This is a genomic window from Staphylococcus sp. HMSC62D11, assembly GCF_001839145.1.
GTDB lineage: Bacteria > Bacillota > Bacilli > Staphylococcales > Staphylococcaceae > Staphylococcus > Staphylococcus lugdunensis.
This window is the reverse complement of sequence record NZ_KV840197.1, coordinates 416,828-437,122: the sequence shown is the minus strand read 5'-3', so window position 1 is coordinate 437,122 and position 20,295 is coordinate 416,828. Positions and strand designations below refer to the sequence as shown.

The following is a 20,295-nucleotide window of genomic DNA, read 5'->3' as shown; positions in this document are numbered from 1 at the left end:
TCTTACGGAATTTCTTTGTGCTGGGGCCCTGTTCGTTTTTTGTTTGTGTTTTTGGTTGCTTTGTTTGATTTTTTGTGTCTCGTTTGAATGTTTTGTTTTTGGGTATAAAAAAACGCCGTGTCTGATTACACGACGCTAAACAAAGGGGATGGGAGAAATTTTTCACTTCAAACAAAGGGGTATGTTTGTTATGTGATTAATTTCATGTTCATAATATAACACGCACAACAAGGTGTTTCAATAAGAAATTCTTGTTTCATTCAATTTGTCACAAACTTGACAAATTGTAAGCGTGACCAATACGAACATTCACCACAGCCTATGCTTTTATTAATTTTTCAAATGCATCTAATTTTTGTTCAAATACTTCACATGCTTGTTCGATTGGTTTTGGTGAAGTCATGTCAACACCGGCATTTTTCAATATTTCAATTGGATAATTTGAACTACCTTTTTTCAAGAATTCATTGATATAGCGTTCTACGGCCGGTTTACCTTCTGTCAATATTTGATGACTTAAACTTTGAGCGGCACTATAACCTGTTGCATATTGATAAACATAATAATTCATATAGAAATGTGGAATTCTAGACCATTCTTTACTGATATCTTCATCTGTTTCCACAGTTTCTCCAAAATATTGTTTATTTAAAGCTGCATATTCTTCGTTCATGCGAGTAGGTGTCAATGGTTCTCCCGCTTCTTCAATTTGATGAATCTTGTGTTCAAATTCTGCAAACATCGTTTGACGGAATAATGTTGCTCTAAAACGTTCTAACTCTTGGTTTAATAATAGTAAACGACGTTCGTCATCAAGATGCTTATCCATATAATCACTTAAAAGCGCTTCATTACATGTAGAAGCAACTTCTGCCACAAATATTGAGTAATCACTCGCATTTGAAGGTTGATTTTGTCGACTAAAATAACTATGAGCTGAATGTCCAAATTCATGAATTAATGTATACAAATCCGATATAGTATCAGACCAGTTTAATAAAATAAACGGATTCGTCAAATGCGCACCTGAAGAGTAGCCACCTGAACGTTTACCTTTATTTTCATATACGTCTACCCAACGATTTTCTAAGCCTTCTTTGACGACATTTAAATATTCTTCGCCCATAGGTTCTAGTGCTTTAAGCATCCATGATTTCGCTTCTTCATAAGGCATTTCAAATTTAATATCTTTTACTAATGGTGTATATAAGTCGTACATTTTCAAGTCATCTAAACCTAGTAATTCTTGACGTAATTTAGTGTATCTGTGTAATAACGGTAAATATTTGTGAACTGTATCCACTAAATTGTCATAGACTTCTTCTGGAATATGATTGTTACTTAATGCACGTTGACGTGCAGATTTATAATGATGCGTTCTTGCATTAAATACATTCTTTTTCACTTCACCAGCTAATGTTGCGCCTAACATATTATTATGAGAACCATATGCTTTATAGACATTTTTATATGCTGATTCACGCAACTTCCGGTCATCTGACTCTAGATATTTAATAAATGTACCTTGTGTTAATGGGTGTGTATTACCATCTTTATCAATTGCATCTTCAAATTCCAAATCTGCATTTGAAAACATACCATAGACATTTGACGGTGTTGATAATGCATCTTGAGCTTCAGTTAATAATTTTTCCGTATCTGCATCTAAAATATGTTCACGCTTTTCATTGATTAATTTTAAATCAAACGCGTATCGCTTTAAATTATCATTTTCATCGATGAACGTTTGAAGTTTAACTTCATCAATTTGTAAAATTTCAGGAATTAAAAAGCTCCAAGCTGAGCTAAACTTAATAATTAATTGATGCGCACGTGACTCGAAACCAGTATATTTATCATTGGCAGTATCTTGGTCCTGTTTTAAATGGGCATAAACATATACTTTTTCAAGTTGACTTCCTAGTTCATCTTCAAAGGCCAAAGCCTCATATAATGTTTGTGCATTATCACCAAGATGTCCTTGATATCGTTGCTCTTCTCCAATTTTATTTTCAACTGATTTAAACGCTTGTTCGAACGCTTCATCACTTTCAAAAATAGTAGTTAAATCCCAAGTATATTGAGGATATTGTTGTTCTTGTTCTTCGCGAGTTAGTTGTTGACTCATTATATATACCTCCTTGTGAATGTGATATTTCTAATTTTCTCACGTTCTAGCTTATTTTGCACGTTTAAACATCGAATCAAATGTTTGTTTATATTGTGTAATTAACATGTTTAAAATATCTTCCTCTGTTGCATTCGAAAAAAGTAAATTCCTAAATTTAACGCTTGATTTAAAGGAATTAAAGTTAATTTTATGTGCTAAATACAACAATAACTGTGCTTGCCATGCGATTGGATGAGAATTGATATAAATTTGATTGGGAAAAATATAACCTAAAAATTGAGTAGCTTGATCATCTGATAGTCGTAATTGATATATTGCACTTAAAGTTGGTTCTAAAACTGAATTTTGTCTTCGACATTGTTGAATATAATATTTTATATGATGATTAGCTAATTTAAAGGAAACTGACGGGCATGGTGATTGTAACTTTAATATATTAAGTGGAGAAGTCTGTGTTTTCCTTGCACTAAAGCGCTTGCCTCCAAGATGTTGAATGTGATGATAACAATAAAATGACTTTTCTCTATCATCCCATTCATAAAGTGTGCGCTGTTCTGGATGGATAAAACTACTTTGAAACTGTGTTAGAGTCAATTGATTTCGGCTAAATTGTAGACCTTGAAGCAACCAAATTACATGCTTTCCTACAGACATTAATCCTTTTGTACGCTGCTTTATGATATTAAATGGAATTGTAGAAAGTTGTAATTCAATAACAAATTTGTCATTTATTAAAAGATCAGGGTATTGCTGAATATCAGTTAAAAAAGGTTCTATTTCTACCTTCTGTCCATGCAAAAGATATGATTGAGCAATGTGATATTTCATTTGATAATGTAATTGTGATTCTCCTTTAGCATGTATACATAAACTGTGGGAACGATGGGCAAAATGTGCCTTGACTTTATAACCTCTCTTTAAAATCACTAACTCCCTACAGCTGGGACAGTAATAATGCTCGGAATTCATTGCGTCTACTGCCTTTATCAGTTGTCTTTTGTTATTAAATGCACTTAACAAATGTCAACACCTCATAAATATTAAACGTACATTATCTTCAAATTACTTCAACAAAAAAACCAAGACACGCTAACGTATCTTGGTAACTTATAACAACTCATTATTCAGCTGTATCTGGAAAATAACGACGTACTTGAGCAGTTACATTGTAACTCATAATAATTTTTCCATAATCATCTAAATATACTTCAGTCTTATCAGTAGGATAAGCATATTCTAATAATTGACTATAAAAATCATTGATGTCTTCTTGTTCAACCTTCTCATCGAAGTGAACTGCATAATAGTAATTAGAATCAAGCATATAAAGCAAGTCTTCATATGAGTCAGTCGCTTGATTATGATGATAAGCATAATCAATCACATGTTCCAAATCATCAAATTTAACAATAATTGTTCTCATATTGGCACGTTGACTTTGGACCGTATCTGATTTATTAGTAGATTTATTATTGGCACTTTGTTCAAACATATCGTCTGCTTTTTGGTCTTTATCTAACGCACTAGCTGCAAGTAATTCATTTAACTGCTGGTCAAATTGATCATTTGCATCATCGTCAGACATGTTCATAGCTTCATCCATGGCTTCATCATTTTTAGATTTTGAAATAAGTACTTCTACACCTTTTTCAAATGCATGCACTTGAATCCACAATGGACCTTCGACCACAAATTCTTCTTCTTGATTAATTTCATCCATCATTGACCAAAAGAATTCTTCTCCGCGTTTACGGTTTGTCCATAAATCTTCACGACTAAAACCTCTAGCCTCAATATCACTATAAGTTATAAACAATTTAACAGTTGTTTCATCTACGCGTTCTATTCTCATATCATCTCACTCCTTACAGTCGATGAATCGTAATCATATTGTATTAAAACGTCTGTAAAAATACAATTGATTTGTTCTGAATGATCAAAGCCTCACTATCGATTCCCTATAATAACACATTCCCTAATTTAAGTACAAAAAACAGCACTACGTCACGCAGCGCTGTTGTACATTTAAAATATCATAATTAACACTTTGATAAGTTAAGACCGTTTAAATATTAATCTACTAAACGTTGAGCTTCTTTCAATTGGAAAGTACGAACTTTTCTTGGTAAGAAACGTCTAATTTCATCTTCGTTATAACCCACTTGTAATCGTTTGTCATCTAAAATAATTGGGCGACGTAACAATCCAGGATTATCTTGAATAATAGAATATAAATCTTGTAATGGTAAAGAATCGATATCTACATTCAATTTTTGGTATGTTTTTGAACGAGTAGAAATAATTTCGTCTGTTCCATCTTCAGTCATTTTTAAAATTTGTTTAATTTCATCAATTGTTAAATGTTCAGAAAAAATATTACGCTCCGTATATGGAATGTCATGTTCTTGTAACCATGCTTTCGCTTTACGGCAAGATGTGCAACTTGGTGAAGTAAATAATGTTACCATACATCTCACTCTCCTATAGAATGAATATTATTCATTGATTTTATAATTTAATGATTAAGATATTGCACTTTTTTATCTCTCTTAATCTTACAATACTTATTATAGACATCTAACATTAAAATTAAATGAGAAAATCCTCATTTTTCTGAGAAATCTTTAAATTCTTTCAATATGCCGAAACGTCTTATAAATCAGGTACGTACATAGTTTAACATAACTTTCATTTTAAAGAAATACTGTTATAATAGTTAAAAACGAAATTATTATTTTAGAAAGTAGGCATACATATGGAAACTTTATTTTCTGGAATCCAACCAAGTGGTATACCAACATTAGGTAACTACATTGGAGCCTTAAAGCAATTTGTAGAAGTTCAAGATGACTATGACTGTTTTTTTTGTATCGTTGATCAACATGCAATAACAGTCCCTCAGGATCGTTTAAAGTTACGTAAACAAATTAAACAATTAGCTGCGATTTACTTAGCTTCAGGTATTGACCCAGACAAATCAACGCTATTCATTCAATCTGAAGTACCTGCACACGTCCAAGCAGGTTGGATGCTAACTACAATTGCATCTGTAGGTGAATTAGAGCGAATGACTCAATACAAAGATAAAGCGCAAAAGCGCACAGATGGTATACCAGCCGGCTTACTAACTTATCCTCCATTGATGGCAGCAGACATTGTTTTATATAATACAAACATTGTTCCTGTTGGTGAAGATCAAAAACAACATATGGAATTAACGCGTAATTTAGTTGAACGATTTAACAGTCGCTATAATGATGTGTTAACTAAACCTGAAATTCGCATGCCTAAAATAGGTGGACGAGTAATGAGTCTTCAAGAACCAACTAAAAAGATGAGCAAAAGTGATGATAATCAAAAAAACTTTATTTCATTATTAGATGAACCTCATATTGCTGCTAAAAAAATCAAAAGTGCAGTTACCGACTCTGATGGTATTATCAAATTTGATCGTGATAATAAACCTGGTATTTCTAATCTTTTATCTATATATTCCAGTCTTACAGATGAATCTATTCAAGATATTGAACAGAAATATGAAGGTGAAGGTTATGGCAAATTAAAATCTGACTTAGCGGAAATTGTCAAAGATTTTCTTACTACTTTCCAAGAAAAATATAATGCATTTTATCAATCTGAAGAACTAGATATTATTTTAGATAAAGGCCGCGATAAAGCACAAAAAGCGTCAATGAAAACATTGAAAAAGATGGAAAAAGCTATGGGATTGGGACGTAAACGTTAATAACTAAATATAATGTACCCGCTTCAAAGTACTTGAAAACAATCTTGCCGGAGAGAGACTACGAATTCATTATGAATTCGTAGTCTCTCTCCCTTTTATTTTTCATTAAATAGCCATAACCTTTATCAAATTAACGTGATAAAATTTGATTAATAGTAATTATCATTAAGGAGCTGGCTATACATCATGTCAAAAGAACCTGGACACACTTTTTTAGCAAAATTAGGTAAAACACGCTTACGCCCCGGAGGTAAAAAAGCAACAGACTGGTTAATTACTCAAGGACAATTTAGTTATAAAAAACAAGTGTTAGAAGTAGCTTGTAATATGTGTACGACCTCCATTTATTTAGCCAAAACATATCAATGCCACATTACAGCCGTAGATTTAAATAAAAAAGCACTTGATAAAGGTCGTTTAAATGTTAAAAAAGCTCATTTAGAACATCTCATACAGCTACAGCAAGCAAATGCTATCCGCCTTCCTTTCGAAGATAATCAATTCGATATTGTTTTAAATGAAGCGATGCTTACCATGTTACCAATGAAAGCAAAACAACAAGCAGTAGCAGAATACTTTCGAGTGCTAAAACCAGGAGGTATATTACTTACTCAAGATGTTGCTGTTATGAATGATGATAAGGAAAAAGAAGTAATTCAACACCTATCGTCTGCAATCAATGTCAATGTAACACCGCTTACACCAGAGCATTGGACACAACTTTACAAAGAAGCTGGATTTAGTAGCGTACATAATCACTATGGACCTATGACATTAATGACACCAAAAGGTATGATTTATGACGAAGGTATATTTGGTACAATTAAAATAATTAAAAATGCACTAAAAAAAGACAATCGCTCTATGTTTAAACGCATGTTTATCACATTTAAAAATCATAAATCAGATTTAAATTACATCGTACATGCAGCCACCAAATAAGTTATTTGTTGAATTAGCAAGTGAAATTTATAACAAAGAACAAATAAGATATAATAGCCTTTTAAAAGCTGGCATTACAGCTAATAATGTAATTAATATGAAAAAGGCGATAATTTAGTCATTAGGACTATTCTCGCCTTTATCATATTAATTTCACAACTTTTCCTAGTAGAACTTCAATTTATAGGTAATGATAGGTAACTATTATTTATTTCTTCTTACCTGTTTCTCTATCAATCGATTTATCAATATATACTTGTTTTAATGAATAGTTTGGGCCAACTTTGTGGAAGTAAAAGTTTTTCACTTGAGGATTCATCAAGTGTGCTTCTCCTTTTTGATATATTGGTGCTACTGGCGCATCATCTAACAATAATTCTTCTGCTTGCTTCATTGCTTGATATCTTTCATTTGTTTTCTGCAATAAATCACCTTTAGCCGATTTTATCAAACTATCATATTTTTTATTACCCCAGTCTGTATTGTTTTGTGCGTTTCCTGTCGTCATAATTTCTAAATATGCGGTTGGATCGGGATAATCTGCAGACCAACCACCTAATGATGCTTGGAAATTCTCAGTTAATTCTAAATTTACTCTTTGCTTAAATGGCAATTGTTTTATTTTTAGTGTTACACCTGGCAAGTTTTTTTCAACTTGTGATTTTATATATTCAGCTGCTATTTTAGCATCTGGTGTATCCTCTGTGTTCATTGAAAAAGCAATTTGATTTTTTCCTAATTCATTTTTAGCTTTATCCCAATGTGACTTAGCAGATTTTGGATTATATTTTAATTCTGAATCTATAGTACTTGCAAAATCTTTATTGTTTGGGGATTTTGCAACGCCTTTAGCAGTAAAAGTATTAGCAGGTGTAGAACCGTTGTTTTTAACTGAATCTACAAAGCCTTGTTTATTAATAGATTGTGCGATAGCCAACCTTAAATTTTTATTTTTAAAAGCTGGAAATTCTTTTTCATTCATTTTAATAAAAAAGGTGCCTGAAGTTAAACGATATTTTAAACCACTTGATTTTTTATATTTATTAACTTGATCAGCAGTAATCGTTGTATCATCTATTGAACCCGTATCGTATAAGGAAGCACCAGCCTGTTGATCCTTAAGTACTTTATAATTTACTTTATCTAGTTTAACCTTATCTCTATCCCAATATTTATCATTTTTTGACAACATTATTTTATCTTCTGGTTTCCATTGATCAACTTTAAAAGGTCCGTTATAAACTGCTTTGTTAGCTTTTGTTCCATAACTTTCACCATATTTTTTGGCAATTTTTTCATTTTGTGGATCGAATGTGTTTAAAGCTAATAATTGGTTAATATATGGAATTGGTTTTTCTAAATCTATCTTTAAAGTATGACTATCTAAAGCTTTAATCCCTAAGTCTTTAACTGGCTTTTTTCCTGTATTAATCTGTGACGCATTTTTGATATCATTCATAATATACGCAAATTCTGACCCTGTTTTAGGATTAACTACCTTTCTCCAAGCATAAACAAAATCTTGCGCCGTGACAGGATCTCCATTTGACCATTTCGCATCTTTTTTCAACTTAACTGTCAATGTCTTTCCGCCGTTTGATTTTTTAGGAAAATCTTGGGCTACCCCTAATTCTGCTTTGTCTCCACGTCCAAGTACATATAATCCTTCAAAGGCTTGCGCTGTAACTTCAAATGATATTTCTTCTGTAATTAATCCTGTATCTAGTGAAGACATATCTTGAGTTAAAACTTTTCTAAACACATTTCCTTTGTCGGAATATAAACTTTCTTTATTGCCACACCCAGTAAGTGCAGTGCTTGTAACTAAGAAAAATGCAAGTATCGACATCAACTTTTTCATGTTCTTATTCCCCCTTCCCCTAAATTTAAGTATGACTAACCATTGACTGTGTCTTGAGCTGTTCTGCTTCTTCATTTGTCACAAAAACATAATGTTCTGGCCGTATTTCCATTAATGTTCTATCATTATCAAGGTTATCATCAGCGATATAAGCAACACGTTCTCTTGTTCTTTCACTTTCCGGATCAGGTTGAGGAACAGCTGAAAGTAAAGATTTTGTGTAATCGTGTAGTGGATGATGATATATCTCTTCAGAAGGTCCTAATTCAACTATTTTCCCAAAATACATGACAGCAATACGATCTGAAATATATTTAACCATCGATAAATCATGTGCAATAAATAAAAATGTAATACCTCGTTCTTGTTGTAACTTCAGCATTAAATTTACGACTTGTGCTTGAATAGATACGTCCAGTGCTGATATTGGTTCATCGGCAATAATAAATTCTGGTTCTACTGCTAATGCACGAGCAATGCCGATACGTTGACGTTGACCACCAGAGAATTCATGTGGATATCTGTTCGCATGTTCTTTACTTAACCCTACCGTTTCAAGCAAATCATAGACACGTTTCTTGCGATCACGTTTATTTACTGCCATTTTATGAATATCTATGCCTTCTGCTACGATATCCATAACTTTTAAACGTGGGTTTAATGATGCATATGGATCTTGAAAAATCATTTGAATTTTCTTATTGAATCGTAGTGAGTCTTTTCTATTTTTTATTTTTTGAATATCTACGCCATCATACATAATTTCACCACTGGTAATTTCATTTAATTTAATAATTGCTTTTCCAGTCGTTGATTTACCACAACCTGATTCTCCAACAAGCCCTAATGTCTCACCCTTATAAATATTAAATGAAATATCTTCTATGGCTCTTACTTCATTTCGTTTACCCTCATTGAAATATTGTTTAAGGTGTTTAACTTCTAGTAAAATATCTTTATTTTTCATTAAACGACACCCTTTCTACTTTTAGTGGCTTGTCGTAATTATTAGGCATGTTATGAGCCCTTTTCTGAACCATTTCTGGTGGTTCAACTTTAGGCGCGCGCTCATCTAACAACCACGATTTCACAAAATGCGTAGGAGAAATTTTAAACCATGGTGGTTCGGCTTTGAAATCAACATCTAATGCATATTGACTACGACGCGCAAACGCATCGCCTTGTGGTGGATTTAATAAGTCGGGTGGAGTTCCTGGAATTGCAACCAATGGTGTATCATTTTTAGTATCTAAATCTGGCATTGATGACAACAACCCCCATGTATAAGGATGTTTAGGATCATAAAATATTTCATCCACATCCCCAGTTTCAATCATTTGACCACCATACATCACGGCAACTCTATCAGCAATATTTGCTACAACACCTAAATCATGAGTAATAAATATAATTGACGTATTAATTTTCTGTTGTAACTTTTTCATTAAATCTAAAATTTGAGCCTGCATTGTTACGTCTAAAGCCGTTGTTGGTTCGTCGGCAATTAATACTTTAGGCTCACATGCTAAAGCGGTAGCTATAACAATTCTTTGTCGTTGTCCACCTGAAAATTGATGAGGATATGCTTTAAATCTTTTTTCTGCATTTGGTAATCCAACTAAATTGAGTATTTCTAGCGCGCGTTTCTTTGCCTGCGATTTACTAAAATGCTTATGCTTAATTAGTGGTTCCATGACTTGTTTGCCTATTTGCATTGTAGGGTTCAGTGATGTCATTGGATCTTGAAAAATCATCGAAATATCTTTGCCTCGTAATTTTATCAACTCATTTTCTGACTTTTGTGCTAAATCTTCCCCTAAGAAAATAATTTCGCCCTGTTTAATTCTTCCGGCATCCCCTTGGAACAATTTCGTAATTGCTTTTGTAGTCACAGATTTTCCAGAACCTGATTCACCTACGATGGCTAAAGTTTCGCCCTTATTCAAATAGAAATCTACACCTCTAACGGCTTGCACTTCCCCAGCGTTAATATCAAAGGAAACATGCAAATCATTCACTTCTAGTACTCTTTCTGACATCTCATATGCCTCCTTTATTTACGCATTTTAGGATCAAATGCATCACGTAATCCATCGCTGAATAAATAGAAGAATAAAATCAATAAACTCAGTACTGTGGCTGGTATGAATAATTCATGTGGATGTATGAGCAACATCGCACGACCATCATTGACTAGTGAACCTAGTGACGTTTGTGGGGCAGGCACTCCAATTCCTATAAAGCTTAAAAATGCTTCAAAGAAAATAGCACTAGGAACTGTAAACATTGATGTAACAACAATAGCTCCTAATGTATTAGGCAAAATATGTTTGAATATTAAGTTGAATTTTGAAGCACCAAGTGTTCTTGAAGCCATCACAAATTCTTGATTTTTTAATTTTAAAAATTCTCCTCGCACAACCCTACTCATGCCTAGCCATCCTGTAATCGACATTGCTAAAATAATCGTCCAAATAGAAGGCTCAAAAATCAATACAAACAAAATAACTACGATTAAATTAGGAATAGAAGCAACAATTTCAAGAATACGTTGCATAACATTATCCACTCTACCGCCAAAAAATCCCGAAATGGCACCATATACAACGCCTATGAAAATATCTAAAATAGCAGCGACAATCCCAATAAACAAGGAAATTTGGGCACCCTTCCATGTGCGGGTCCATAAATCACGACCGAGTTGGTCTGTACCAAACCAAAAGTTTTCGTTCACTTTTGCCTTACCATATGCATTTGACCCGTCAGAACCTGTGCCATCAAATGGTAAAAAAGATACTTTATCTATCACTGGAATTTTAGCTGGTAGATTACGGCGATTAACATCTTGTTCCGCATAATCATGATGACTTAACATCGGTCCAATAAACGCAAGTATAACAATGAGAATCAGCCCAATCATTCCTACAATCGCAAGTTTATTACGCTTAAGCTGTGCCCATGCATCTTGCCAAAAATTCTTACTCTCGCGTTGCATTTCGGGTTCTTTGTTCAAGTCGATGTCACGCATAACAAAATCAGTGGCCATAATACCTTCTGACGTATGCGTCATAGCAGCATTAGATTGATCATCAAGTGACTTGTCTATATTTTGTGTCATTGTTTTTTACCCCCTTGAACACGAATTCGTGGGTCTATCATTCCATATAAAATATCCACAATAAATATTGATACTATAAATAGTGTACTAAATAGAATAGTAGTGGCCATAATAACTGAGAAATCATTTGTAGTTATAGACCTAACAAATTGATCCCCTAATCCAGGTACCCCAAAAATATTTTCTATTGTAAGTGTGCCAGTTAAAATCCCAGCTAACATTGGCACAATAATCGTGATAATCGGTATTAAAGCATTGCGTAATGCATGTCCGAAAAGCACACGCATAGATGAATTACCTTTTGCTCGCGCTAACAATATGTAATCTGAGCTTAATACTTCAATCATTTCTGCTCTAATATAGCGCGCTACTGTTGCCATCACACTCGCAGATAATGCAAGAGACGGTAATACCGCTGTTGAAAATCCTTCCCAGCCTGCAACTGGAAACCACCGCAATCTAACTGCAAAAACGTATTGAAGTAATACAGCCAGCACAAAAGAAGGAACTGATACTGCAATAACAGAAATAACTGTTGTTGTGTAATCAACCCATGTATTTTGCTTTGTTGCTGCGGCTACACCTAAAATAAGACCTAACAGTACACCAATAATCATAGCTGTTATCCCCATTTCCATGGATGGAATTAATCGTGGCCCTATTAAATCCCATACAGGCTGATTATGATATTGAAATGAATAGCCAAAATCGCCAGTAACAACATTTTTTAAATAATGTAAATATTGCACCGCTACTGGATCATTCAAACCATATTTTTCATTTAAAATCGCCTTCTGTTCAGCATTTAATTTAGCATCATTAAATGGTGAACCCGGCATTAATTTCATTAAGAAAAAGGTAATCGTGATAATAATAAAGAGCGAAATAAACATATACATTAATCGTTTTAATACATACTTTGACATCTAATCCCCCCTAATTAATTGTCGAAATTAACATTCCCTTCAAAATATTCAGAAATATTTAATAACATTATATATACTTTTTTCATATAATTGCAATATAGTTTCACAATTTATTAAGAAAATCTTTTAACTGGTAACTTTAAATAACGTTAGCTTTTCTAAATATGGATTATGTATTTATTTTTGTGAATAAGTGCGGTAAACTGATATAACATACGAAAGCGGAGTGAAAAGATGAAACAAAAATACACTTTTGGAATGGGACTATTACTTATTCCTTTAATTTCATTCATTGTCTGGTTATGTCGTCAGCACACACTAATCAATTATTTAAATAATTTATTCATCATTGCTACCATATGTTTTATCACGCTATTTCTTCTCTTAATCATTCAAGAAGGCATTTTTGATGCAACAAGTTTTGGATTTAGAAGACTAAAATATCAATTATCTTCGAAGAAAAAGCGTACAATGATTGAAGATGATGAATTTTTCAATCCACAGCACGTAAAAAAAGAAGACTACCCAATATTTGATTGGCTCGTCCCTCTGTTAATCATTTCCCTTATTTATATTATTATTTCAATCATTATATCGTTATTACTATAAAAAGCTTTCTTGCTATTATCTCATAACAAGAAAGCTTTTTATTTTAATTTTTATGCTTCGAATTTTTTAAATACAAGTACAGCATTATGGCCACCAAATCCAAGGCTATTACTCATAGCATGCGTAATTTCTAAATCTTGTGCTTCATTTGGTACAAAATCTAAATCACATTCAGGGTCAGGTGTCATTGCATGAATTGTTGGTGCAACTTTAGAGTCTCTAATAGACAACGCTGAGAATATTGCCTCAATGCCACCCGTAGCACCTAATAAGTGTCCAGTCATTGACTTAGTTGAACTTACTTTCAAGTTGTTCACAGCGTTACCAAAGGTATTTTTAATTGCCTGAACTTCAAACAAATCACCTACTGGCGTACTTGTACCATGTGCATTTAAATATTGAACATCTTTTGCTTCAATACCTGCATCATCTAATGCAGCTTGCATTGCTCTTGATCCACCTTCACCTTGAGGTGCTGGCGCAGTAATATGGTAAGCATCGCCAGTTGTTCCGTAACCTACAATTTCTGCATAAATATTTGCGCCACGCGCTTGTGCAGATTCTAATGATTCAATAAACAGAATGCCTGCACCTTCACCCATGACAAAACCATCGCGCCCTTCTTGGAAAGGTCGGCAAGCAGTCTCTCTGTCATTATTTGTTGATAATGCGCGGCTAGCGCTAAATCCTGCAATTGCCATGTCAGTTATTGGCGCTTCTGTACCACCAGTAATCATTGCATCTGCATCACCACGTTGGATAATTTTGAATGCTTCACCAATTGAGTTTGTACCTGTAGCACATGCGGTCACTGTTGAACCGTTAGGACCTTTTGCACCAGTATCAATCGAAACTTGTCCAGTAGCCATATCCGGAATTAGCATCGGTACGAAAAATGGGCTTACACGTCTAGGCCCTTTTTCTAATAATTGATTATGCGCATATTCAAACGTTTCCATACCACCGATACCAGAACCAATCCATACGCCAATACGCGCCGCATTATCATCGTTAATTTCATATTGTGCATCTTCCAATGCTTGACGTGCTGCTACAACTGCATATTGGGTGAAGCGATCCATTCGACGCGCTTCTTTGCGATCTAAGTAGTCTTCTATATTAAAATCTTTTAATTCTCCAGCCAATTTCACGTTATACGGGTCGGTATTAATTCGAGTAATTTCATCGATACCGTTTACCCCTTTAAGTGCATTATTCCAAGAAGTATGTGCATCATTACCAATTGGAGATAGTGCACCTATACCAGTGATGACCACTCTATTTTTCTCACTCATACATTTTTTCCTCCTATTTTCCCCATTTGATAACCATAGCGCCCCAAGTTAGACCGCCACCGAAACCAACTAATACTAATGTATCATCGTCTTTAATTCTGCCATTTTCTAATTCTTGATTAATACTAAGAGGTATGGAAGCTGCGGAAGTATTACCAAATCGATTAACAGATACACTCATTTTATCTTTATCGAGACCTAGACGTTCTCGTGCTGATTCCATAATTCTAATATTTGCTTGGTGTGGCACAAACATGTCAATATCTTCAGATTTTAATCCTGCTTTTTCAACCACACGTTTTGACGCTTCACCCATAATTCTAACCGCAAACTTAAATACTTCACGACCATTCATTACTAATTTACCATTTTCTTGGTTTAGGTATAAGTATTTTCCACCGCTACCATCTGAACCCATTTCATAACTGATAATGCCTCTACCTTCAGAAACTTCACCAATAACGGCAGCACCGGCACCATCTCCAAATAATACAGCTGTTGAACGATCTGTTAAGTCAGTAATTTTTGATAGCTTATCAGCACCTACAACTAAGATATTATGATAATCTCCTGATTGTATATATTGTTTTGCGGTAATCATTGAATACATAAAACCAGAACAAGCAGCTAATTGATCCATAGTTGGTATTTTACCTGTTTCTAGTTTGTCTTGCAGTATATTTGCTACAGATGGAAAAGGCATATCCCCCGTAGCTGTAGCTACGATAATCATATCTATATCTGACGGTTCTAAACCTGCGTCTGCAATAGCTTTTTTACTTGCTTCATATGCTAGATCAGATGTGTCTTGATCTTCTCTAGCCCAACGTCTTTCTTTAATACCTGTCATTTTAGAAATCCATTCATCTGATGTTTCTAAGAATTGCTCAAAATAGGCATTGTCGATTACTTTTTCAGGATAGTATGTCCCAAAACCTTTGATACCCACGTTCATGGATGACACCCTCTTACTTCATTTTTTAATACCAGGTATTAATTTAACATTTGTGTCTATTAAACTCAAGCAGATACCTTTTAAATCATATTAAAATCATTCAAAATGCGATTATTGCTATCACGTTATATCGAAAATTACATCATTTTATTCAAAAAATGCAACAGTATCATATGATTGTCACTATACAAATAATCAATGATAGACTACAATAGTATTATATATTAAGAGTGGAGGTAGAAACATTCATGAGACACCTCGTAACATTGATTTGGTCTTTAATTTTATTACAAATGGTTAATTTTGTATTGAATAGTTTAAATGGTGGTGGTACGCTAAATTTCATTACACCAGTAATTATTGCAGTTATTTTCACTTTATTTGTAATTCTTATTAGCTCTATGAATGAAGCACCACGTGAAGTAGAACATTCAAAAAAATAATACCGTTATATCTCAATTGTCGACAAGGTTCTGGACTTTGTCGTTTTTTTATACATTATTATTTAAAACTAGCAAATCATCTAACTAAATCTATAATAAAAAAGTCGAGGAAGTGACTTAATTTTCACTTTCTCGGCTTTAATATTTAACTCTTTATTTATCTGTTGGTCGTTGAACATCGAATGTTAATTCTTGTTGGTCATTGATATCAACGTACACGTTTGTACCTTCCGGCATGTGTTCTTTAATCATCATACGTGCTAAAGGTGTTTCAATTTGCCGTTGGACAAATCGTTTTAATGGTCTAGCACCAAACTGTGGCTCGTATGCTTCTTCTCCTAACCATTGTTTAGCCGCATCTGATACTTCGATTGAAATGCGTTGATCCATTAAGCGAATGTTTAATTGCGTCAAGATTTTATCAACAATCATACTCATATCACTAACTGATAATGGTTTAAATAATACAATATCATCCATTCTGTTTAAAATCTCTGGTTTAAAGAAAGCATGCAAGCTATCCATAACCGCTTTTTCAGTTTCTTCAGTAATGCTACCTGTGTCTTTTACATTTTCAAGAAGAATTTGGGAACCAATATTACTAGTCATGATAATAATTGTATTTTTAAAATCTACGCTACGTCCTTTAGAATCAGTTAACCGACCTTCATCTAAGATTTGTAATAACACATTAAAGACGTCACTATGTGCTTTTTCAACTTCATCTAATAAAATAACTGAATAAGGATTACGTCTAACCGCTTCTGTTAATTGTCCACCTTCATCATGTCCTACATAGCCTGGAGGGGCACCAATCAATCTAGATACAGCATGTTTCTCCATATACTCACTCATATCAATACGAATCATATGTTTTTCTGAGTCGAATAATGATGCTGCTAGTGATTTAGCTAATTCTGTTTTACCAACACCAGTAGGTCCTAAGAAAAGGAAACTACCAATTGGTCTATTAGGATCTTTAATACCTGCACGTGCTCTTACAACAGCATCTGATACCAAATCAACAGCTTTATCTTGACCTACAACACGTTCATGCAAGATATCACTTAAACTTAATAATTTTTCTCTTTCTGTTTCTACTAATTTAGATACCGGTATACCTGTCCATTGACTTACTATATCGCCAATTTCTTCATCAGACACAACCTCGCGAATCATGCGCTCGCTATCGCCTTGTTCGTCTTGGAAAGCATCTTCAAATTCTTGTAATTCTTTTTCTAGTTGTGGTATTTTACCGTATTGTAATTCGGCAGCTTTTTCAAGATTACCTTCAGTTTGTGCATCTTCTAAAGCTTGACGACTACGATCTAATTCGGCACGTTTTTCTTGCACTTTGGCAATTTTTTCTTTTTCTTGTTCAACACGTGATTGTAATGACGCTTGTTTTTCTTTTTCATTTGATAATTCTTCTTGTAATTCTTCCAATCGCTGTTTACTTGCGTTATCAGATTCGTTTTTTAAGGCACTTTCTTCAATTTCTAACTGCATAACGCGGCGATTCACTTGATCTAATTCAGTCGGATTTGATCCCATCTCTGTGCGAATTGTTGCACATGCTTGGTCGACTAAATCTATAGCTTTATCTGGTAAGAAACGATCTGTAATATAACGGTCAGACAATTCCGCTGCAGCTACAAGTGCACGGTCTTGGATTCTAACACCATGATAAACTTCATAACGTTCTTTCAAACCACGTAAAATAGAAATTGTGTCCTCTACGTCTGGTTCGCTCACGCCTACTTTTTGGAAACGACGTTCTAATGCTGAGTCTTTCTCAATATATTCTCTATATTCATTTAAGGTTGTAGCACCAATACAGTGTAATTCGCCTCGAGCTAGCATTGGTTTCAACATGTTACCAGCATCCATGGCGCCATCTGTTTTTCCAGCTCCAACAAGCATATGAATCTCATCAATAAATAATATGATACGTCCATCTGAATCTTTTACTTCTTTTAATACAGCTTTAAGACGTTCTTCAAATTCACCACGATATTTTGCCCCTGCAACTAATGCGCTTAAGTCTAACTCAAAAATCGTTTTATCTAACAAAGATTCAGGTACATCTTTTTTGACTATTCGTTGGGCAAGACCTTCTACAATAGCAGTTTTACCTACCCCTGGTTCACCAATTAATACCGGATTGTTTTTAGTTTTACGACTTAAAATTCGAATTGTATTACGAATTTCTTCATCTCTACCAATAACAGGATCCATTTTACCTTGACGAACTTCTTCTACAAGGTCACGACCATATTTTTCTAATGCTTCATAATTTACTTCAGGATTTTGAGAAGTCACGTGATTTCCCCCTCTAATTTTTTTTATTATTTCTTTAATGACATCTTGTTTATTCTCTATTGTTTGTTGCATGATTGTATCTATATCCATAGCGGCTCTGAGTAGATGTTCCATAGAGATATAGTCATCTTCGTATGCTTTCATATAATGTTCAGATTTAGTCATTAATTCATTGGCTTTTGCACTAATATATTGACCATATTGTATATTGTCACCTTGTACACTTGGATAGCTTTGTAACTTTTCAGCATAATCTGCTTCAAGCTTATCAACATCGATATTTGCACGTTCTAAGATGCTTTTGATTAAACTGTCCGGTTGTTCTAATGCGCCTTTTAAAATAGCTTCTATTTCAATATTTTGTAATTCATGTGTTTTACTTAATTCAACAGCACGTTGTAACGCACCTTGAATTGCGTGTGTCATTTGGTTAATGTCCAATTATTTCACCCCTACATTATCAGAGTTGGCCAAATTTTGACTTTGACTTTCTTTGACCTTAACTATATTATAGTCGCTCTTTTGCCTTTACGCAACTATTACACTCAACTTTTTGGTTTTAATTTTTGCTTGTAGCGTTTGATATCAGTTTTACTAGTATTTAAAGAAAAAGAACACTAACTTCATAACATCAAGAAATTAGTGTTCTTTATTTAATTTATATCTCAATTAACCCACACCAAGGGCAATCTTGGCATAGCGAGACATCATGTCTTTATTCCATGGTGGATTCCATACAATATTAACTTCAGTATCTTGGATTTCTGGAATTTCTGCTAACACGGTTTTAATTTGATCAATAATCTGTGGCCCTAAAGGACACCCCATCGATGTTAAAGTCATTTCAACTGTACATAATCCTTCTTCATCTACATCTACTTTATATACTAAACCTAAATTCACGATATCAATACCTAATTCAGGGTCGATTACCATTTCAAGAGCACCTAGGATACTATCTTTTAAAGCTTCTTCCACGAGTATCACCTCTCAATATTTGTCTGTATACTAATATATCAAATATCCGACAAAACGCCAATAAAATGCTATGATACTAATAAAATGAAAAATGTTTGAGGAGAACTATATGCAACCTTATTTAATATGCCTCGATTTGGACGGCACATTACTAACAGATGATAAAGAAATCAGCCCTTATACAAAGGAAATTTTAACGGAATTGCAAAAGGCTGGACACCATATCATGATCGCGACAGGTCGTCCCTATCGCGCAAGTCAAATTTATTATCATGAACTTAATTTAGAAACACCTATTGTTAATTTCAATGGTGCTTTCGTACATCATCCAAAAGATGCTCAATTTGACACAATTCATGAAGTTTTAGATTTAGACATCGCTAAAAGTGTCATCGAGGTACTACAACAAGCAAACGTAACAAATATTATTGCCGAAGTACAAGATCATGTTTTTATCAATAATGAAGATCCTCGATTATTCGAAGGTTTTTCTATGGGTAATCCTAAAATAAAAACGGGTAATCTATTAAATTCTCTTGACACACCGCCAACATCTCTACTTGTGGAAGCTGAGGAAATTCATATTAATCGCATTAAGCAAATGTTAACACGTTTTTATGCTGAAAATATTGAACATCGTCGTTGGGGTGCACCATTCCCTGTCATTGAAATAGTAAAACGGGGTATAAGTAAAGCACGTGGCATTGATGTTGTTAAAGACTATTTGAATGTGCCAACATCTCGAATTATCGCTTTTGGTGATGAAGATAATGATTTAGAAATGATTAAATATGCGAAATTTGGTGTTGCCATGGATAATGGACTAGATGAATTAAAACATGTTGCAAACCACGTTACTCATGACAACAATAGCGATGGCATTGGTCGTTATTTAAATGAATTTTTTGATTTAGGATATAACTATAAAGGATAATGCATTCAGTACACTATATTTAAGGAGAATGAAGAC

The 20,295-nt window shown here is 33.9% G+C and carries 18 protein-coding genes; 5 read left to right on the top strand and 13 right to left on the bottom strand.

The annotated features are described in order from the left end of the window. Positions 1–319: 319 nt before the first annotated feature. The 4 genes from pepF to spxA form a co-directional block, all read right to left on the bottom strand. Positions 320–2,128, bottom strand: coding sequence for an oligoendopeptidase F (gene pepF, locus HMPREF3267_RS10255; protein ID WP_002478419.1), 1,809 nt, complete (start codon positions 2,126–2,128; stop codon positions 320–322). A gap of 51 nt (positions 2,129–2,179) precedes the next feature. Beyond that, positions 2,180–3,151: a competence protein CoiA gene (locus HMPREF3267_RS10250; RefSeq protein WP_002478420.1), complete on the bottom strand. Its 972-nt coding sequence runs from the start codon at positions 3,149–3,151 to the stop codon at positions 2,180–2,182. 100 nt (positions 3,152–3,251) lie between these two features. Next, positions 3,252–3,983, bottom strand: a complete 732-nt coding sequence (gene mecA / locus HMPREF3267_RS10245) for an adaptor protein MecA (protein WP_062077429.1) — start codon at positions 3,981–3,983, stop codon at positions 3,252–3,254. A 220-nt stretch (positions 3,984–4,203) separates the two neighbouring features. Further along, complete coding sequence (gene spxA / locus HMPREF3267_RS10240) at positions 4,204–4,599, bottom strand: transcriptional regulator SpxA (RefSeq protein ID WP_002459514.1); 396 nt, start codon at positions 4,597–4,599, stop codon at positions 4,204–4,206. Between the two features lie 287 nt (positions 4,600–4,886). On the opposite strand from spxA, the gene trpS reads away from it, so the two are divergent. Continuing rightward, positions 4,887–5,876 (top strand): tryptophan--tRNA ligase, encoded by a 990-nt coding sequence (gene trpS, locus HMPREF3267_RS10235; protein ID WP_062077427.1) that lies wholly within the window; start codon positions 4,887–4,889, stop codon positions 5,874–5,876. Positions 5,877–6,062: 186 nt separating this feature from the next. Further along, the gene (locus tag HMPREF3267_RS10230; protein ID WP_002493114.1) at positions 6,063–6,818 is read left to right on the top strand and encodes a class I SAM-dependent methyltransferase; all 756 of its coding nucleotides are present in this window, start codon (positions 6,063–6,065) and stop codon (positions 6,816–6,818) included. A gap of 208 nt (positions 6,819–7,026) precedes the next feature. Here the strand turns inward: HMPREF3267_RS10230 and HMPREF3267_RS10225 are convergent, their stop codons facing one another. The 5 genes from HMPREF3267_RS10225 to opp3b are packed head-to-tail and all read right to left on the bottom strand — an operon-like array spanning position 7,027 to position 12,723. Continuing rightward, positions 7,027–8,679 (bottom strand): peptide ABC transporter substrate-binding protein, encoded by a 1,653-nt coding sequence (locus HMPREF3267_RS10225; protein ID WP_002478423.1) that lies wholly within the window; start codon positions 8,677–8,679, stop codon positions 7,027–7,029. Positions 8,680–8,704: 25 nt separating this feature from the next. Beyond that, positions 8,705–9,646 carry an ABC transporter ATP-binding protein gene (locus HMPREF3267_RS10220; protein ID WP_002459519.1) on the bottom strand — a complete coding sequence of 314 codons (942 nt, stop codon included), beginning with the start codon at positions 9,644–9,646 and terminating at the stop codon, positions 8,705–8,707. Then, the gene (locus HMPREF3267_RS10215; RefSeq protein ID WP_002478424.1) at positions 9,636–10,718 is read right to left on the bottom strand and encodes an ABC transporter ATP-binding protein; all 1,083 of its coding nucleotides are present in this window, start codon (positions 10,716–10,718) and stop codon (positions 9,636–9,638) included. Before HMPREF3267_RS10215 ends, HMPREF3267_RS10220 begins: the two co-directional genes overlap by 11 nt. Before the next feature lie 14 nt (positions 10,719–10,732). After that, positions 10,733–11,797, bottom strand: a complete 1,065-nt coding sequence (gene opp3C, locus HMPREF3267_RS10210; RefSeq protein ID WP_062077424.1) for an oligopeptide ABC transporter permease — start codon at positions 11,795–11,797, stop codon at positions 10,733–10,735. Continuing rightward, a complete protein-coding gene (gene opp3b, locus HMPREF3267_RS10205; RefSeq protein WP_002459522.1) occupies positions 11,794–12,723 on the bottom strand; it encodes an oligopeptide ABC transporter permease in 930 nt (309 codons plus the stop codon). The genes opp3C and opp3b overlap by 4 nt, the downstream gene beginning before the upstream one ends. A 234-nt stretch (positions 12,724–12,957) precedes the next feature. On the opposite strand from opp3b, the gene HMPREF3267_RS10200 reads away from it, so the two are divergent. Further along, a complete protein-coding gene (locus tag HMPREF3267_RS10200) occupies positions 12,958–13,332 on the top strand; it encodes a DUF3899 domain-containing protein (protein ID WP_002459523.1) in 375 nt (124 codons plus the stop codon). A gap of 50 nt (positions 13,333–13,382) precedes the next feature. Here HMPREF3267_RS10200 and fabF read toward each other — a convergent pair whose 3' ends face one another. Continuing rightward, positions 13,383–14,627, bottom strand: a complete 1,245-nt coding sequence (gene fabF / locus HMPREF3267_RS10195) for a beta-ketoacyl-ACP synthase II (protein WP_002459524.1) — start codon at positions 14,625–14,627, stop codon at positions 13,383–13,385. 13 nt (positions 14,628–14,640) lie between these two features. Continuing rightward, complete coding sequence (locus HMPREF3267_RS10190; RefSeq protein ID WP_002459525.1) at positions 14,641–15,582, bottom strand: beta-ketoacyl-ACP synthase III; 942 nt, start codon at positions 15,580–15,582, stop codon at positions 14,641–14,643. 248 nt (positions 15,583–15,830) lie between these two features. Here HMPREF3267_RS10190 and HMPREF3267_RS10185 point away from each other — a divergent pair, with 248 nt between their 5' ends. Next, complete coding sequence (locus tag HMPREF3267_RS10185; RefSeq protein WP_002478428.1) at positions 15,831–16,025, top strand: YjzD family protein; 195 nt, start codon at positions 15,831–15,833, stop codon at positions 16,023–16,025. A gap of 153 nt (positions 16,026–16,178) precedes the next feature. Here HMPREF3267_RS10185 and clpB read toward each other — a convergent pair whose 3' ends face one another. Continuing rightward, the gene (gene clpB, locus HMPREF3267_RS10180) at positions 16,179–18,788 is read right to left on the bottom strand and encodes an ATP-dependent chaperone ClpB (RefSeq protein ID WP_012990895.1); all 2,610 of its coding nucleotides are present in this window, start codon (positions 18,786–18,788) and stop codon (positions 16,179–16,181) included. Positions 18,789–19,016: 228 nt separating this feature from the next. Next, positions 19,017–19,325 (bottom strand): metal-sulfur cluster assembly factor, encoded by a 309-nt coding sequence (locus HMPREF3267_RS10175; RefSeq protein ID WP_002459529.1) that lies wholly within the window; start codon positions 19,323–19,325, stop codon positions 19,017–19,019. Between the two features lie 109 nt (positions 19,326–19,434). Between HMPREF3267_RS10175 and HMPREF3267_RS10170 the strand changes: the two genes are divergently transcribed. Continuing rightward, entirely contained in the window at positions 19,435–20,259 is an 825-nt protein-coding gene (locus HMPREF3267_RS10170) for a Cof-type HAD-IIB family hydrolase (RefSeq protein WP_002493128.1), read from the top strand. Positions 20,260–20,295: the final 36 nt, after the last annotated feature.

Excerpts from the sequence above, each read along its gene's own strand:
- pepF (WP_002478419.1), bottom strand. The coding sequence starts at position 2,128 with ATGAGTCAACAACTAACTCGCGAAGAACAAGAACAACAATATCCTCAA.
- mecA (WP_062077429.1), bottom strand. The coding sequence starts at position 3,983 with ATGAGAATAGAACGCGTAGATGAAACAACTGTTAAATTGTTTATAACT.
- spxA (WP_002459514.1), bottom strand. The coding sequence starts at position 4,599 with ATGGTAACATTATTTACTTCACCAAGTTGCACATCTTGCCGTAAAGCG.
- trpS (WP_062077427.1), top strand. The coding sequence starts at position 4,887 with ATGGAAACTTTATTTTCTGGAATCCAACCAAGTGGTATACCAACATTA.
- HMPREF3267_RS10230 (WP_002493114.1), top strand. The coding sequence starts at position 6,063 with ATGTCAAAAGAACCTGGACACACTTTTTTAGCAAAATTAGGTAAAACA.
- HMPREF3267_RS10225 (WP_002478423.1), bottom strand. The coding sequence starts at position 8,679 with ATGAAAAAGTTGATGTCGATACTTGCATTTTTCTTAGTTACAAGCACT.
- HMPREF3267_RS10220 (WP_002459519.1), bottom strand. The coding sequence starts at position 9,646 with ATGAAAAATAAAGATATTTTACTAGAAGTTAAACACCTTAAACAATAT.
- HMPREF3267_RS10215 (WP_002478424.1), bottom strand. The coding sequence starts at position 10,718 with ATGTCAGAAAGAGTACTAGAAGTGAATGATTTGCATGTTTCCTTTGAT.
- opp3C (WP_062077424.1), bottom strand. The coding sequence starts at position 11,797 with ATGACACAAAATATAGACAAGTCACTTGATGATCAATCTAATGCTGCT.
- opp3b (WP_002459522.1), bottom strand. The coding sequence starts at position 12,723 with ATGTCAAAGTATGTATTAAAACGATTAATGTATATGTTTATTTCGCTC.
- HMPREF3267_RS10200 (WP_002459523.1), top strand. The coding sequence starts at position 12,958 with ATGAAACAAAAATACACTTTTGGAATGGGACTATTACTTATTCCTTTA.
- fabF (WP_002459524.1), bottom strand. The coding sequence starts at position 14,627 with ATGAGTGAGAAAAATAGAGTGGTCATCACTGGTATAGGTGCACTATCT.
- HMPREF3267_RS10190 (WP_002459525.1), bottom strand. The coding sequence starts at position 15,582 with ATGAACGTGGGTATCAAAGGTTTTGGGACATACTATCCTGAAAAAGTA.
- HMPREF3267_RS10185 (WP_002478428.1), top strand. The coding sequence starts at position 15,831 with ATGAGACACCTCGTAACATTGATTTGGTCTTTAATTTTATTACAAATG.
- HMPREF3267_RS10170 (WP_002493128.1), top strand. The coding sequence starts at position 19,435 with ATGCAACCTTATTTAATATGCCTCGATTTGGACGGCACATTACTAACA.